The 15,978-nt window shown below is 69.0% G+C and carries 12 protein-coding genes; 6 read left to right on the top strand and 6 right to left on the bottom strand.

What is annotated here, in order from left to right; genetic code table 11:
* Window positions 1–19 precede the first annotated feature (19 nt).
* Both ACIBBB_RS28395 and ACIBBB_RS28400 read right to left on the bottom strand, forming a co-directional pair.
* Window positions 20–1,915 (bottom strand): Dyp-type peroxidase, encoded by a 1,896-nt coding sequence (locus ACIBBB_RS28395; RefSeq protein WP_398986845.1) that lies wholly within the window; start codon window positions 1,913–1,915, stop codon window positions 20–22.
* The gene (locus ACIBBB_RS28400; RefSeq protein WP_398986848.1) at window positions 1,879–3,768 is read right to left on the bottom strand and encodes a galactose oxidase-like domain-containing protein; all 1,890 of its coding nucleotides are present in this window, start codon (window positions 3,766–3,768) and stop codon (window positions 1,879–1,881) included. Before ACIBBB_RS28400 ends, ACIBBB_RS28395 begins: the two co-directional genes overlap by 37 nt.
* Window positions 3,769–4,187: 419 nt before the next feature.
* Here ACIBBB_RS28400 and ACIBBB_RS28405 point away from each other — a divergent pair, with 419 nt between their 5' ends.
* Window positions 4,188–6,104, top strand: a complete 1,917-nt coding sequence (locus tag ACIBBB_RS28405; RefSeq protein ID WP_398986850.1) for a glycosyl hydrolase family 28-related protein — start codon at window positions 4,188–4,190, stop codon at window positions 6,102–6,104.
* A gap of 185 nt (window positions 6,105–6,289) precedes the next feature.
* Here the strand turns inward: ACIBBB_RS28405 and ACIBBB_RS28410 are convergent, their stop codons facing one another.
* The gene (locus ACIBBB_RS28410; RefSeq protein WP_189109114.1) at window positions 6,290–6,937 is read right to left on the bottom strand and encodes a ScbR family autoregulator-binding transcription factor; all 648 of its coding nucleotides are present in this window, start codon (window positions 6,935–6,937) and stop codon (window positions 6,290–6,292) included.
* 139 nt (window positions 6,938–7,076) lie between these two features.
* Here ACIBBB_RS28410 and ACIBBB_RS28415 point away from each other — a divergent pair, with 139 nt between their 5' ends.
* Together ACIBBB_RS28415 and ACIBBB_RS28420 are read left to right on the top strand one after the other, a co-directional pair.
* Window positions 7,077–8,108, top strand: a complete 1,032-nt coding sequence (locus ACIBBB_RS28415) for a ScbA/BarX family gamma-butyrolactone biosynthesis protein (RefSeq protein WP_398986853.1) — start codon at window positions 7,077–7,079, stop codon at window positions 8,106–8,108.
* A gap of 197 nt (window positions 8,109–8,305) precedes the next feature.
* A complete protein-coding gene (locus tag ACIBBB_RS28420) occupies window positions 8,306–9,340 on the top strand; it encodes an NAD-dependent epimerase/dehydratase family protein (protein ID WP_398986855.1) in 1,035 nt (344 codons plus the stop codon).
* Here the strand turns inward: ACIBBB_RS28420 and ACIBBB_RS28425 are convergent.
* The gene (locus ACIBBB_RS28425) at window positions 9,306–10,457 is read right to left on the bottom strand and encodes a cytochrome P450 (RefSeq protein WP_398986857.1); all 1,152 of its coding nucleotides are present in this window, start codon (window positions 10,455–10,457) and stop codon (window positions 9,306–9,308) included. The genes ACIBBB_RS28420 and ACIBBB_RS28425 overlap by 35 nt on opposite strands.
* Before the next feature lie 587 nt (window positions 10,458–11,044).
* On the opposite strand from ACIBBB_RS28425, the gene ACIBBB_RS28430 reads away from it, so the two are divergent.
* A complete protein-coding gene (locus ACIBBB_RS28430) occupies window positions 11,045–11,809 on the top strand; it encodes an SDR family oxidoreductase (protein ID WP_398986859.1) in 765 nt (254 codons plus the stop codon).
* Here the strand turns inward: ACIBBB_RS28430 and ACIBBB_RS28435 are convergent.
* Window positions 11,787–12,503, bottom strand: coding sequence for a ScbR family autoregulator-binding transcription factor (locus ACIBBB_RS28435; protein ID WP_398986861.1), 717 nt, complete (start codon window positions 12,501–12,503; stop codon window positions 11,787–11,789). The two genes, ACIBBB_RS28430 and ACIBBB_RS28435, sit on opposite strands and share 23 nt — an antisense overlap.
* A 154-nt stretch (window positions 12,504–12,657) precedes the next feature.
* Window positions 12,658–13,923, bottom strand: coding sequence for a sensor histidine kinase (locus ACIBBB_RS28440; RefSeq protein ID WP_398986863.1), 1,266 nt, complete (start codon window positions 13,921–13,923; stop codon window positions 12,658–12,660).
* A 351-nt stretch (window positions 13,924–14,274) separates the two neighbouring features.
* On the opposite strand from ACIBBB_RS28440, the gene ACIBBB_RS28445 reads away from it, so the two are divergent.
* A complete protein-coding gene (locus tag ACIBBB_RS28445) occupies window positions 14,275–15,054 on the top strand; it encodes a response regulator transcription factor (RefSeq protein ID WP_398986865.1) in 780 nt (259 codons plus the stop codon).
* Between the two features lie 426 nt (window positions 15,055–15,480).
* On the top strand, window positions 15,481–15,978 hold a 498-nt coding region (locus ACIBBB_RS28450), incomplete at its 3' end, for a biotin carboxylase N-terminal domain-containing protein (protein WP_398986867.1).

The following is a 15,978-nucleotide window of genomic DNA, read 5'->3' on the forward strand; positions in this document are numbered from 1 at the left end:
GGCCGGTGCCCGGCGCCGGTCAGTGCGCGGTGTTGGTCTGCCAGACCACCGTGCCGTCGGCGGCGCGGATCATCACGTTCCCGTCCGTGAGGACGATGAGCTTCGCGTGGGGATTGCCGGTCGTGCGGGACTTCCACACCGGTCTGTCGCCCGCCGTGAAGATGACGATGTCGCCGTCCTCCTGGAAGGTCGCCCTGACTCCGCCGCCGCCGGGGACGCCCGAGTCCCAGCGGACCTGATCCCGCTCGTCCAGGACGGCGAGATCGCCGTCCTGCCGCATGACGAGCTTCGCCTTGGCCGTGCTGACCGGCTCGTCGGTGGGGCGCAGGGTGAAGGGAGCCGTCAGGATGCGGTCGCCGTCCTGGCCGCCGCCGTCCAGCTTGCCGTCGGCGAGCAGCTCGATGGTCGAGAGCGACGGGGAGAACGCGTACACCGCGCCCTCCGTCCTGACGAACTGCTCGAAGCGCACCTGACGGCCCTGGAAGCTGACATCGGTGGCGGTGCCCACCAGCGGGTCCCGGCCGGGATCCGGGCTTCGCATCGGGAAGTCCGGGTCCTCGACCCAGTCCTTCTGGATGAACTCGAACTGCCGCACCAGGTCCGCCTGGTAGCAGACGAACACCAGACCGCGCGGTGCGTCCGGGCCGTTGCCCGCACTGCCGGCGGGGTCGAACGGCTGCCCGTAGGGGATACCGCGCCGCATGATGCGCCGCCCGTCGAGACCGCCCTTCTCCGGAACGGTCTCCTTGTCCGTCGGGTTGAGCAGCAGGCCGTCGCGCGGGCTGGTCTTGCGCAGATGCGAGAAGAGCGGGGTGATCTCGCCCTCCGGATCCGCGCGGTAGCTGATGTCGTTGTCCGACCACGCCTCCGCGTCGCTCGGGGTGTCCGCGTGCGGGCACTTCGACACCGGGGTGCCCGAGCGCCAGCGGCCGACCAGCCGGGCGGCCAGCCATTCGGTCGTGGCCTCGGGCGGCACCGCCTCCGCGCGCTTGAGGTCGTTCAGCCGCGCCGCGACCTGCGCCCACCAGCCGGGAACGTCCTGCGCGAGCCGCCGTACGACCTGGAAGGAGCCGTTCCGCGCCCAGTCCGGGAGATCGGTCCGCCTCCCGTCGTCGCGTTCGTAGCCGATGACGATCTCGCCGGCCGGGATGATCCGGGTGCCGGGGCTGCCCTTCTTGTGCTCGGGCCTGTCCGGGTCGGGCGGATCGAAGCCCAGAATCGCCGGCTCGCTGATGCCGTCCTTGAAGCCGAAGTGCTCCTTGCCCCGCCGGGTTCCTTCGAGGGTCGCGCCGTCCTGCTCGAAGACGATCACGACCTTGTGCCGTACGGCCTCCTCGCGCTCCTCCGTCAGCGCCACGCGCAGGTCCTGCGGACGGTCGGCGGAGACGGTGAGCACCGCGTGGACGGGCTGCCCCGTACCGTTTCCGAACAGCCAGTGCTCGGGGGCGCACTGCCCGGTGTCACCGAGCATCGCGGCACGGGCGGCGGGGCCCTGCTTGAACGCCTCCTGGGTGCTGCCGGGCGGGACGGACGGGAAGGGGTCGCGCCCCGCCAGCAGCTTCAGCCCGGGGTAGGTGAAGCTGACGACCCGCCATACGGCGTTGAGCGCCTTGGGGTCGTCGCCGCCGGACTGCTTGCGGGCCCTGCTGAATTCCGCGTTGAAGGCCGCGACCTGGCGGGTCGTGGCGATCCGGGGCCGCAGCCGGCGCAGCCAGATCCTGGCGAGGCGGTCGTTCTCGAACTTGAGGAAGACAAGCTGGACATGGTCCTTCTTGGCCCCGGCGATGATGTCGCCCTGGATCTCCCGGCTCCCCCGCAGCGGCAGACCGGTTTCGGCGCGGGGCGGGTCGTACGTCCTCGGTGGCTCCATCACATAGGTCATGAACGGCCCGCCCCCGGCACGAGGGAGATCCACTTGGCGACGCTGGGCACGCCTTCCTCGTTGAGGAGGAAGAGCATGTACCAGCCGGGCGGGGCGGCCTCGGCCGTGGGCGGTGCCTGGAGGTCCAGTGCGCCGTCGCCCTGCCGCTTGATCCTCAACTCCAGATGGCGCTGGCTGGTGTTGACCGAGTGCGTGGCGGTCGTGGGCGCCAGCAGCACGGCCTTCTTCACCTCGTCGGCGGTGGAGCTGGCGACGGTGAACCGCTCGTCGAAGGTGAGCGGACCGGACGGTACGGAATCGAGCCCGGGACGCGCCCCGTTGTGCAGATACGGCGGCTCGTACATCTCGATGGTGCCGTCCATATCGTCCTTGATGTCACGGTCGTTGGCGATCTGCTGCGCCTCGTCGCCGGTGACCATGACGCGCCCGTCGGGCAGCACCACGGCGTTCGAGTGGTAGCCGCGCGGCAGCCGCTGGACGGGGCCCAGCCGCCAGTCGCCGTTCTCGTCCCGCAGCTCCGTGTGCCGGTACTTCAGGTCCGCGTTCGGGTTGTACTGCCCGTTGCCGTAGTCGCGGATGTCGTAGGAGCCGTTGACCGTGAGCAGATTCCCGGTGGGCAGCAGCAGCGTGTTGTCCTGTGTACGGCCGAAGGCCCGCGCCTCCTTGGTCTTCCACTTGCCGGCGGCGAGCTGATAGGTGTTCGGGTCCGTGCGGTCACCGCCGAGGAGCAGGACGGAGTCCGGGCCGCGGAAGCCGCCGGGGAGCGGGACCGCCGAGCCGTAACCGCGGTCGACGGCGCCCGGCCGCCGCGCCAGGTCGCTACGCGTCTCCCGGACCGGGTCGAAGAGCCACTGCTGGTCGTGGCTGCGGCCGAGACCGTAGATCTTTCCGTCGCGCAGGCTGAACAGGTGCGGGTAGTCCAGTCTGTACGGCGCGTCCGCGCCGAAGCGGTCCACGGGTCGGAACCGGGGGATGTCGGTCTTGAGATACGGAACGGGGTCGCCCAGCGCGGGGAACCGCTCCACGATCGGGGTGGGCGTGCCCCAACCCAGCTCGGACTGGCCGGACATGATGAGCATCCGGCCGTCGGGGCCCGTGACGACGCTGGGATACCAGCGGCCCACGGACATGTCCTCGTTCATCGCCCAGGTCTCGCTCCACGGGTCGAAGACGAAGGAGAGCTTGGCGCCCGAGCCGCCGTTGCCGCCGAGATTGCCGCCGAAGACGCCGAGCATCCCGTTCGGCAGGAAGGCGTGCCCCGCGCAGAAGACGGGCGCGGGGCGGGAGATGCCCGTGCTGTCGGGCATCGTGACGGCGGGCGGGGTGACCTTCTTGAAGGCGCTGTCGCCGGTGCCTTTCGCGGGGTCCCAGAGATAGGCGCGGCCCCGGTTGGCGGCGCCGACGATCTGGGTGGGCGCCGTCTCCTTCGTGGGGTCGGTCTCGATCCGCTCGAAGGAGAAGAGGAGCACCTTGCCTGTCGGTAACTGGGCGATGTGGACGCCGAAGTCCGGCGAGTCGAAGTACTCCCTGAAGACGCCGGAGTCCGAGGCCTTGTACCCCCTGTTGGTCTTCCTCTGGCTCTCGGTGAGCGCCTTCAGCCGGGCGGTGCGGGTGGCCTGCGGGTAGGTGCCGAGATCCTCGGCGCCCCGGCGCGTGGTGGCGTGCTCCTCGGCGTGCTCACGGCCGAGCACCGCCACTTCGGCGGGATCGACCTCGGGCTTCTCCGCGGGGCCGGTGCCCGCCCTGGTGGTGTGGTCGTGGTGCCCCTCGCCGCTGTGCGCGGCGACGGGGGCCGCGCCGGCGAGTGTTGAGGCCGCGAGGGCGCTGACGACGGCGCAGGCCGCGAGAGCGCGGGACAGCCTGGTGCGGGAACGGGGATCTCTCATGGGGCTCGGCCAGGTCCTTTCGGGATGGTCGGAGCACGCGGTGCGGCGACGCCGCACCCGGAGCGAATGACTACTCGCAGTAATCAATGCTGGCTGTGTTCGAGAGGAAAGGTCCAGAAAAACAAGTGATGTTGGCCCGATGGAGGTAACAGGCAGTTCATAGGGTTCGCGCTCCGCGCGTGCGCCCGGCGCAGCCCCGTGCCAAGTCGGCCTCTGACGCGGGCTGTTGACAAACCCGTGACATGCTTGAAAACTCTCACTGCCCGACCGCAGGACCTGAACTGCCAAGCTCAATTATTCGCGGTTCTCTTGCAAGATCGGGGCAGGCGTTCTGTCCTGTTTGATCGCTGTCCTGCCGTCCACCCCCACCACGGACCGGCATTTCTCACTCTGTCGACCCCACGGAAACAGAGGACACCATGAAGTCGAAGCATCTGAGACGACGACTGATCACCGGCATGTCCATGACCGGCCTGCTCGTCGTCGGACTCCTGCCCGCCGCGTCCGCGTCGGCCGCCGGAGGACCCACGAAAGCCGACGACACGTCTGCGCGACCGGCCGCGGCCGAGCGCGGGGCCACCCTCCCGTACGTCGAGTACGAGGCCGAAGCCGCCGACTACGACGGCACGTTGCTGGAGGCGGACCCGAAGCGCACCTTCGGGCACACCAACTTCGGCAGCGAGTCGTCCGGCCGTGAATCGGTGCGCCTGGACAACTCCGGGCAGTTCGTGGAGTTCACCTCCACCAACGCCGCCAACTCGATCGTCGTACGCAACTCCATACCGGACGCGCCGGGCGGCGGCGGCATCGACGCCACCCTCAGCCTCTACGCCGACGGCGCCTTCGTACAGAAGCTGGACCTGTCGTCCAAGCACAGCTGGCTGTACGGCAACACCGACGATCCCGAGTCGCTGACCAACACGCCCCAGGCGGACGCCCGCAGGCTGTTCGACGAGTCGCACGCGCTGCTGGAGAAGAGCTATCCGGCGGGCACGAAATTCAAGCTCCAGCGCGACGCGGACGACTCCGCGTCGTTCTACATCGTCGACCTGATCGACCTGGAGCAGGTGGCGCCCCCGGCGAGCAAGCCGGCCGAGTGCACCTCGATCACCGAGTACGGGGCGGTCCCGGACGACGGCAACGACGACACCAAGGCCATCCAGGACGCGGTGACCGCCGACCAGAACGGCGACATCGGCTGCGTCTGGATCCCGGAGGGCCAGTGGCGCCAGGAACAGAAGATCCTGACCGACGACCCCCAGAACCAGGGCCAGTACAACCAGATCGGGATCAGCGATGTCACGATCCGCGGCGCCGGTATGTGGCACTCACAGCTCTACACGCTCACCGAGCCGCAGAACGCGGGCGGGATCAACCACCCGCACGAGGGCAACTTCGGCTTCGACATCGACGACAACACCCAGATCTCCGACATCGCGATCTTCGGCTCCGGCCGGATCCGCGGCGGCGGGGGAGCCGAGGGCGGCGTGGGCCTGAACGGCCGCTTCGGGCAGAACACCAAGATCTCGAACGTGTGGATCGAGCACGCCAACGTGGGTGTCTGGGTCGGCCGCGACTACGACAACATCCCCGCGCTCTGGGGCCCCGCCGACGGCCTTGAGTTCAGTGGAATGCGCATCCGCGACACGTACGCGGACGGCATCAACTTCACGAACGGCACCCGCAATTCGTCGGTGGACAATTCGTCCTTCCGTACCACGGGCGACGATTCGCTCGCCGTCTGGGCCAACCGGTACGTCAAGGACCCGGCGGTGGACATCGCGCACGACAACTCGTTCACCAACAACACGATCCAGCTGCCGTGGCGGGCCAACGGCGTCGCGATATACGGCGGTTACGGCAACAAGGTGCAGAACAACCTGATCGCCGACACGGCCAACTATCCCGGCATCATGCTGGCGACCGACCACGATCCGCTGCCGTTCTCGGGCGAGACCCTGCTCACCGGAAACGCCCTCCACCGTACGGGCGGCGCCTTCTGGAACGAGGACCAGGAGTTCGGCGCGATCACCATTTTCCCGGCGAGCCGGGACATCACCGGAGTGAAGATCAGGGACACCGAGATCTCCGACTCGACGTATGACGGCATTCAGTTCAAGAACGGTGGCGGCAACGTACCGGACGTCGAGATCAGCGGTGTGACGATCGACAAGTCCAACAACGGTTCCGGCATCCTGGCGATGGGCGGTGCCCGCGGCAGTGCGACGCTGACGGACGTGACCATCACGAACTCGGCCGAGGGCGATGTCCTCATAGAGCCGGGGTCGGGCTTTGTCATCAACGGCGGCCCCGGCACACAGCGGACCGCGAACTGAGACAAGCGACTGAAACGGGCAATTGAGGTGCACTGACAGCTTTACCGCCCGAAAAGCCCGATCAGCGCGTCCGCTCAACCTGCCCGTTCGACGCCTTCCGTACCGCTCCTGAGTGAGGGGCTCCCGGAAGGCGTCGAGTCTTTTTGGGACTAAACGGGCGACTCATAAAACAGATCGGTCGGTTTTTATTTCTCCTGGAGGGCCTCGATCTCCGCGTAGATACGCTCGCCCCGGTCCGGTGCCATGTCCAGCCTCGCCAGCACGGCCGGCACGGCGATGCTCGGCAGGACATGGCTGAGAAGCACCGAGATCCGGTGATCGAGGTCCGCGCGGTCGCACAGCACGTGCGACATGGTCTGCACCCCCGCGAAGGCGCCGGTGAACAGCTCGGCGGTCTCCCTGAGGTTCACATGGGGCAGGAGCTCGCCCTGCTCCTTCGCCTGGCGCAGCATGTCCTCGTTCTGCGCGACCCACGACTCGAACGGTGTGCCGCGGTTGATGCCGAGAGCGCCCTGGTCCAGCGCCAGGCCGGTACTGGCCCGCACCAGCGGGTCGTGGCGCAGCCGGTGCGCGAGGACCATGCCCTGGTCCACGAGCACCTGGAGTTTGCTGCTCTGGTCGGGGAACGGTCCGACCGCCAGTTGGGCGTCGAGGACCCCGAGCGCGAGGTCTTCCTTCGAGGTGAAGTGGAAGTACAGGGCGCCCTTGGTCACCCCCGCCCGCGTGAGGATCTCGCCGACGGTGGCCGAGTTGTAGCCGCGCTCGTCGAAGACGGCCGCCGCCGCTTCGAGGATCGACCGGCGGGTCCGGATTGCACGGTCTTGCTGCGCCATCAGGCTCCCTCCTGTCTTACGTAGATTTGTAGTCGGTCTGTGACGACAGGTATTGAAAAAAAAACCGCTTCGTACGTATCTTATGCGGAGGTGGGCAGCACCACCTACCCCTTTGCCGGACGACTTTCAGGCGGAATCAATGATTCAGGCACAGTTGGCCAGCACCGAAGCAGTCCAGGCCGATCAGGCGACGGTCCTCACCGAGACCGGCACTCACCTCTCCATGGCCGCGGAAGAACAGACCGTCAAGGTCGCCAAGGAGTGGGTGCACCGCTCCGAGGCGGCCGATGTCCTCCCGACCGGGTGGACACGGCTCGCCGACAACCGATTCTCCATCACCGCGCGGTGGCCTCTCGCCCACCGGTCGTTCACCCCGGTGGGCGGCGCGCACCACGACCCCGTGCTGATCGCCGAGACCATGCGGCAGGCGACCATGCTGCTGGCCCACGCCGAGTTCGGCGTACCGGTCGGTGACCACTTCGTGATGGGCGAGATGCGGTACACCGCCGAACTGCCGGGCCTCGCCCTGGGGTCCTGCCCGGCCGACATAGACATGGACGTCATCTGCTCGGAGATACGCCGCCGGGGACAGGGCCTGCGCTCCATGCGGGTCGCCTACACCCTCAGTAGAGGGGGACGCGTCTTCGCGACCGGCGGGGGACACATCCACTGCACCTCCGCCAGCGCCTACCGCCGGCTGCGCGGGGAACACATGGCGGCCGTGGGCAGGCCCGTACCGCTCCTGCCCGGCATACCCCCGCAGGAGGTGTCGCGCGCCAGTCCGGACGACGTCGTCCTCTCCGCCGGCGACCGGCCCGGAAACTGGCTGCTGCGGGTCGACACCACACACCCGGCCCTCTTCGGACGCCCCAACGACCACATCCCGGGCATGCTGCTGGTCGAGGCGGTACGACAGGCCGCCGCCGCGGTCACCCGGACCGGACCCATGCTGCTCACCGGCCTCGACATGCGCTACACCCGCTACGCGGAGCTCGACAGGCCCTGCGTCATCGAGGCGGAAGTGATCCCCTCCGACGACCGCGCGACGGCCGGCGTCCGTGTCACCGGCAGCCAGGACGGTCACCCCGTCTTCGAGGGCACCGTCAGCGCGCCCCGCGCCCGTGCCAAGGTCTTCATTCCCCGGCCCCGGTCGAGTTCCGGCCCGCGCTGACCTCTCACATTCCTCACGCGCCGCGCATTCCCCGCGCTCTTCGCGGTCTTCGCGGTCTTCGCGTCATCCGCGTCATCCGCGTTCCTCGCATTCTTCGGGCCCTTCGGGCTCCTCGCGCTCTGCGCGCTTCTTGATTTCTTCGCGGCGGATCTCGTGGTCCGCACGCGGTTCGTGCGTCCTATGGGGGGACAGCGACCATGACATCGACGTTTCTCATCACCGGAGCGAGCGGCTTCGTAGGAAGCCATGTCACCAAAGCGGCACGAGCCGACCCGGGGGTCCGGTTACGACTGCTGACACACCGCCGCCCGGCCGCCGCCGCCCCGGACCCGGGCGCCGCGACAGCAGAGGAAACGATCCGGCGGGACCTCACCACCGCCGACTCACTGCACGGCATCTGCGACGGCGTCGACGCCGTCATCCACTGCGCCACCCACATCGGCGGCGACGACCGAACCGCCGAAGCGGTGAACGACCGCGGCACCCGGGCCCTGGTGGCGGAGGCCGCACGGTGCTCCGTCCCCGTCGTCCAGGTGAGCACGGCCGCGGTCTACGGCCGCGGCCCGTTCCGCGCGGCGTCGCCCGGCACACTGCCTCTCGCACCCATCTCCGTCACCAGCCGTACGCGCGCCGCGGGGGAGCGCCACGTACTGGACGCCGGGGGAGTGGTCCTGCGCCCGCACCTCGTCTACGGCACGGGCGACAGATGGCTGGTCGGCGGGCTCGTGGCCCTGCTGCGGCACCTGTCCGCCACCCTCACCGGCTGCGACTCGCTGCACTCGATGATCGACGCGGACACCCTGGGCCGCGCCGCGCTGGCCGCCGCGCACGGGGCGCGGGGCCTGGCCGGTGTGCACCACCTCAACCACCCGGAGCCGGTGGCCGGTTCGGACATCCTGGCGGCGCTGGGCCGCTACGCGGGCGAGGCGGTGGCGTCGCGAACGGTGGACCTGGCCACCGCCCGCGAACTGGTCGCCGGCGACACGCGCGCCCTGCACCACCTTCAACTGCTCGCGGTGGACCACTGGTTCGCCGAGGACGGGCTCTGGGAGCGGCTCGGGTGCGACCCCGGGGCGGGGTTCGGCGCCTCCTTCCCGCTCCACGACGGCTGGTACGGGGGGCGGTCGCGTACGGTCTCCTGGCCGTCCGCGCCGCCCCCGTCACCTACCGCCCGCGCCCCGTGGGCACCGCCTCCGGTCAGCGCGCGGACGCCGGTCCGGACGCCTCCCTGACCGGACCGTGCAGCAGGACGGGCAGTTCCCGCTGGCCGTTGGAGATGAACGACTCCAGCGGCGCGGGGACTCGCCCGGGGTGAGCGAGCACCAGGTCCGGGAACCGCCCGAACAGCGCCTCCAGCGCCAACGAGCCCTCCAGCATGGCCAGTTGCCTGCCGAGGCAGTGGTGGGTCCCGAAGCCGAACGCCATGTGGTCGCCCCGGTTCTCCCTGGTGAGGTCGTAACGGTCGGCGTCCGGGCCGTGCCGGTCCGGATCACGGCCGGCCGCCGCGAACGAGATGACGATGGGGTCACCCTTCGGGATGGTCACCGGACCGATCGCGATGTCCTCGACCGCGTAGCGCAGTACGGCGTTCGCGCCCGGCGCCTCGTGTCGCAGTGACTCCTCGACGGCGTCGTCCCACGTCGCGCCGCCGGACTTGACCAGGGAGAGCTGCCGGGGATGGGTGAGGAGCGCGTACACCGCGTTGCCGATGAGGTTGACCGTCGTCTCGTACCCGGCGGTGAACAGCAGGATCAGGGTGTCGATCAGCTCCTTCTCGCTGAGGACCGTGCCCTCGTCCTCGTCCCGCGCGGCGACGAGCGCGCTGGTCAGGTCCTCGCCCGGCGACTGCCGCTTGGCCGCGAGCAGCTCGGCCATCGTCACGTACAGCCGGCGCCCGTTGGCCTCGGCCTCCTCCGGTGTGCACGAGGTGTGGAAGAAGCCCTTGATGATGGCGTGCAGATCGGCACGGGTCCCCTCCGGGATCCCGAACAGCTCGCACACCACCTCGCTGGGCAGCAGATCGGCGAACTCGGCCCGCAGATCGACCGGTTGACCGGGCGGAAGGCTCGCGAGCCGGTCGAGCAGCCCGCCGATCAGGGCCTCGATCCGCGGGCGCAGAGCCGCTACGCGGCGCCTGGTGAAAGCCGCCGCCACGGGCTTGCGCAGCCGGGCGTGGTCACTGCCGTACGCCGTGACCATGTTCTGTACGGAGACCCAGATCGCGAGCGGCCAGCCCGGCGAGATCTTCCCGTCGATCCAGGCCGGCCAGTGCCGGTAGGCGTCCTTGGAGACCCGGGGATCGACGAGCAGTTCCTTCATCACGTCGTAACTCGTGACCGACCAGGCCATGATTCCGCCGGGAAGTTCGATACGAGCTGCCGGACCCTGTTCACGCAGTGCGGATATCTCTCCTTGTATATCGCTTCCTGTGGGATCCAGTGCGAGAAAAGGGCATGCCTGAGCGTCCATCACGAGTCCCATCGATTGACCGGCACTCCGGCCGGTGGAACGGTCTCTGAAAAAGCTGCCGGGCACGAATATCGCGCTCACCGGAAACATGATGCCGTATTTCATCCGGATCAGGCGAGAGTTGAACGCGACAATAATGCGAGATTGCCGTGGTGTGTTGTCACGACCCGTGCCCCAACCCATGTCCCGACGTGTGTCACAGGGGTTGTCGGACGCTTGTCGGGACTCGCGTACCGGTCTTTGTCGGGATTTCTTGTCGGTGCGTCGTGTTACGGCGCGATTAAATGAACCGGACGCCATTGTCAATGGAGCAACGAAAGTGCGAAGCCGTATTCCGCTTAAACTCGCTCGATCGCCCGCCGGACGGTCGGATAAACTCCTGGCGAAACCTTACGGGAGGTGTTCCTCTGAGCGTTCCGCTCTGATCCAATTTCATTGCCTGACGGCGTAGCAGGGGGGATTTCCGCATGCGAATACTAACGGGGAAGACCGCGCTCGTGACCGGCGGGAGCCGGGGAATCGGGAGGGGTATCGCGGAACGGCTGGCCAGGGACGGGGCGCTGGTCGGTGTGCACTACGGCTCCGGCGAGGCCGCCGCGCTGGAGACGGTCGCCGCGATCAGGGCGAGCGGCGGCCGGGCCTTCCCGGTCGGCTGCGAGCTGGGGGTGCCGGGCGACGCCGGGACGCTGTACGGGGCGTTCGACGCCGGCATGCGCGAGGAGGACGCCGAGCCGGGCCTCGACATACTCGTCAACAACGCCGCGATCAGCGGCTCCGGCCGCGTCGACGACATAGCCCCGGACAACTTCGACCGCCTCATGGCCGTCAACGTCAAGGCCCCGTTCTTCCTCGTGCAGCAGGGGCTCAAGCGGCTGCGCGACGGAGGCCGCATCATCAACGTCTCGTCGGTCGTGGTGAAGCACGCGTTTCCCGAGTCCGTGACGTACGCGATGACCAAGGGCGCGCTGGAGACGATGACCCTGACCCTCGCCAAGGGCCTCGGCGAACGCGGCATCACGGTCAACGCCGTCGCACCCGGCTTCGTGGCGACGGACATGAACATGCGCCGCAGACAGACACCCGAGGCACGCTCGGCGCTGGCCGCCCACTCGGTCTTCAACCGGGTCGGCAGACCCGCCGACATCGCCGACGTCGTGGCGTTCCTGGCCTCGGACGACTCGCGTTGGATCACCGGACAGTGCATCGACGTCAGCGGGGGGACGGGTCTCTGACCCCCGGTCCGGGCGGCCCCGGCGACGGGGGGACGACGCCCGAGGGCACGAGTGGGGCGGCCGGGGCGAGCGTGTCGAGGGACGGAGTACCGGCTGCCGCGAGATCTCCCAGCGCCTCCGGTGTCACCAGCCGCGGCAGCATCAACTGCCAGAAGCTGGTGAGTGTGTAGCGCGACAGCCACTCCTCGTTGAGCCGGCTGAGCCGTTCGAGCCCGGTGGTCGCGGCCACGATGGTCGTGACCACCGCGCGCTGCGCGATACCCGGCGCGAGCAGGCCCTCGCGTCCCGCCCTGTCGAGCAGCCGCTGGACGCAGCGGTACCACTCGTCGCTGAGGTTCACCTCGGTGTGCCGGCCGATCTCGCAGTTCAACTGGTAGCCGGCGCGCACCACGTCGTCCTGGAGCAGCAGCCGTGCCAGGGCGTGCGAGACGTCGGCGATCGCCTGAAGCGCGTTCTTGGTGTCGCGCTGCGCCGCGAGCGTCGTACGCCGCAGCGCGTGCACCGCCGACAATTCGATGGCCTGTGCCACGGCCGACTTGTTGTCGAAGTGGAAGTGCAGCGCCCCGCTGCTCACTCCGGCATGGCGGCAGATGTCGCTCAGCGTCGTGCTCGCGAAGCCGTGCTGTTTGAAAATGATGGCGGCGGAGCGGATCAGGTCGCCCCGTGTGCGCGCCGCCCGTTCTTGCTTCGTCACGGCTCGTCCTCCTTGGCTGTAGGACCGTCGGCACCGTGGGCGTGGCCCACCCCGGGAGGGGGCGTCCCGCCCGTCGTTCAGTATTAAACCGACTTCCTGGTATCTTATCAAGGAGTGCAGCGCCCTTCGACGGAGCGTGACCGGGGGCGCACGCTCAACTGGCTTGATGTGTCAGCTGGTTGACCCGCCGGGAGGTCGGCCGCGACTCCGTGCGCAGAGGTGTGTGGATGTCGATACGTGTCCCCAGACCAGGGGTGCTGGTGAGTGTGAAGCGGCCCCCGAGCGCACGGATCCGTTCCGCCATGACGGGCAGCCCGTGCCGGCCGCCGTGATGTCCGGCGACGGACTCAGGGTCGAATCCGACCCCGTCGTCCTCGACCCGCGCGTGCGCCCACCAGCGGGTCACCCGCGCCGTGACCGTGATCCGGCGCGCGCCGGAGTGGGCGAAGGCGTTCTTCAGACACTCGCGTACGACGAGGAACAGCTCGCGGCGCCGCGCGTCGGACAACAGTTGCTCGTTGCCGGTCGTGGCGATGTCCACCGTGAGTGAGGCCGGAGCCATCTCCTGGACGAAGGCCCGCAGCGCGTCCTTCATCGGCGGTACGGCGGACTCCTCGCGCAGCCCGCCGACGAGCGCGCGGGTGTGGCCGACCGCGTCGCGTACGGATTGTTCGGCGGCGGCCAGATGCGGGTCGCCGGCCCCGCCTCCCGCGCCCCGCCGGCCCGCGTGCAGCTCCAGATGACGCAGCGTCAGAGCGAGGGCGCTGCCGAGCCCGTCGTGCATCTCCCGGGCCAGCCGGCGCCGCTCGCACCACACCGCCTCGGCGGTGTCCCCTCCCGCTTCCGGGGTGTCGTCGGCGGCGCGCTCGCGTATCGCGCGACCGACCGCCTCGGCGACCGCTGCCGCGCGCCGGGCTGACGGGGCGTGCCGGCCGTCTCCCTGTGCCACGTGGCCCATCGCGCACTCCAGGAGCAGGACGCCCCCGGACGCGGCGAGCCGGGGGCCGGGTCCGGTCGGGAGGTCGTGGACCGCGGCACCGGCGGCGGGCTCCTTCGCGACGCCCCCCGAGCCGCCTTCGGAAATGCCCTCCGCGTCCGACAGGATCGTCCGGGCGTAGGTACGCAGGGCGGACCTCGACGCCGGGCTGTCGGGGGACCGTTCGTCGAGTATGGCCGGAAGTCGGTCCTCGAACCGCTCCAGGATCGCGGCCTTCTCTCCCGTACGGAACAGCCCTCCGCGCGATCGCTTCGGCACGGTCCTGCCGGCCTCCGGCGGCGGGGTGGCGGCGGTCGGCCGTTCGGACCGGACGGTCGCCGAACGGCTCAGGCCGTCCCGTAGGGCGGCCGTGAACCCCTCGCCCATGAATGCCTCCAGCAGGCCGAAGTCCGGCTTGCTCACCTGTTCGACGGACGTGTCCACAATGCCTCCTGATCGGGAGCGTGCTGACGTCATGTGGACGTTAACAAACCGGGAAGACTGTTTGTCAAGCCCGTTACCTCCTCCCCGGATGGCTCCTTGTCGGCTGCCGAGTGGCGTGGCGCAGGACCTCGGTGTGTCGACGCTTCGAGCGGTGCGCACCACTTCGTCCCCTTAAGGGGTCCATGAAATATGGGCAATTGAGGGAGATTCCCCTGATCGACCGAGTTGATTCCGTGCTGTGATGTAGGTGACCGGATGGCCTTTGACAAACCAGGCGAGCGGTTTGTATGTTCATCGTGGTCCAGCTGGCCTGAATCGGATCTTGTGTTCGACTCGCTAGGGGGAGATCAAATGAGTCAGCGTGCGACAAATCTGTTGAGTCATCGCAAACCGGCCCCACGTGCCCCGGAGCGGCCCCTGCCCACCGAGGCGGGCTACGGGCGCGCGGCACGGGTGGACATGCAACTGTCCGCCGCCTGGCGGATTCTCGTCGTGGAGAGCGACGCCGGCGATGCCCTGTCGCTGGCCAAGGGCCTCCAGCGACAGGGCCACCAGGTCGAGTGCGTCGCGACGGGCGGCGCGGCCCTCCAGGCATACGAAGACGTGGATCTGGTACTTCTCGACCTCGAACTCCCCGACCTGGACGGCCTGGACGTCTGCCGGGGGATCCGCGCGGTCTGCGACATCCCGGTGATCGCGGTGACGGCCAGGGGCAGCGAACTCGACCGCGTACTCGGCCTCCAGGCCGGCGCGGACGACTATCTGGTCAAGCCGTACGGCTTCCGGGAGTTGATGGCCCGGATGGACGCGGTGATGCGCCGTTCGCAGCCCCGGCCCGCGGTCGCCAAGGTCATCTCGCAGGGGATACTCCGCATAGACGCGAGCCTGCGCGAGGTGAGTCTGGCCGGGCGGTCCGTCGAGGTGACGCGCAAGGAGTTCGACCTCCTGTACCTGCTCGCCTCGCACCCCGACACGGTCATCTCGCGCAAACGTCTGATGCGGGAGGTCTGGGGCGACTCCTGGTCGCGCCGCACCATCGACACGCATGTGAGCAGCCTGCGGAACAAGCTCGGTGCGAGCGACTGGATCATCACCGTGCGCGGAGTCGGTTTCCGGCTCGGCGCGGGCTGAGCACGACCCACCGCGCATGGGCGCGGACGGGAGCCAGAAGCCGAAACCGACAACCGATCCGACCGATCCGACCGAACAGTCCCGGAGCCGTGTCACCCACGGCGCCGGGACTGTCGCGTTCTCGGCGGCCCGGCGGCCCGGCCGCACAACGACCGCGGCACAACGACCGCGGCACCACGACCGCGGCGGCGCGACGGCGGCGGCGTACACGCCTGTTTGACGGTCGTCTGACACTCCCGTGGCCGTTTACCGGCATAGCTGCCGCGCCTCTGATGAATCTGACCGAGTCCTGAATTCGAATGCCTTGAACGGCGGTCGGCGACCGAAGAGGCTGGGCGGATATCCGGTGCGCTGTCGCCGGGATACCGATTCTTCCGGCCCGGTGAATCGGCGTTTTCCGTGCGAGCGAGTCAGGAGAAGTCCATCGTGCGCAAGGTGCTCATCGCCAATCGTGGCGAAATCGCTGTCCGTGTTGCTCGTGCGTGTCGGGATGCCGGGATCGGTTCGGTGGCTGTGTACGCGGATCCGGACCGGGACGCGTCGCATGTGCGGGCGGCCGATGAGGCGTTCGCGCTGGGTGGTGACACCCCGGCGGCGAGTTATCTGGATGTGGCCAAGGTTCTTCAGGCGGCGAAGGACTCGGGTGCCGACGCGGTCCACCCCGGTTACGGATTCCTGTCGGAGAACGCGGAGTTCGCGCAGGCGGTGCTCGACGCGGGTCTGACGTGGATCGGGCCGCCGCCGCAGGCGATCCGCGATCTGGGTGACAAGGTCGCCGCCCGGCACATCGCGCAGCGCGCCGGGGCCCCGCTGGTCGCGGGGACCCCCGACCCCGTCTCGGGCGCCGGTGAGGTGGTGGCGTTCGCCGGGGAGCACGGCCTGCCGATCGCGATCAAGGCCGCCTTCGGCGGCGGCGGACGCGGC

Origin of the sequence: Streptomyces sp. NPDC051217 (assembly GCF_044455465.1) — a bacterium.
Classification (GTDB): Bacteria; Actinomycetota; Actinomycetes; order Streptomycetales; family Streptomycetaceae; genus Streptomyces.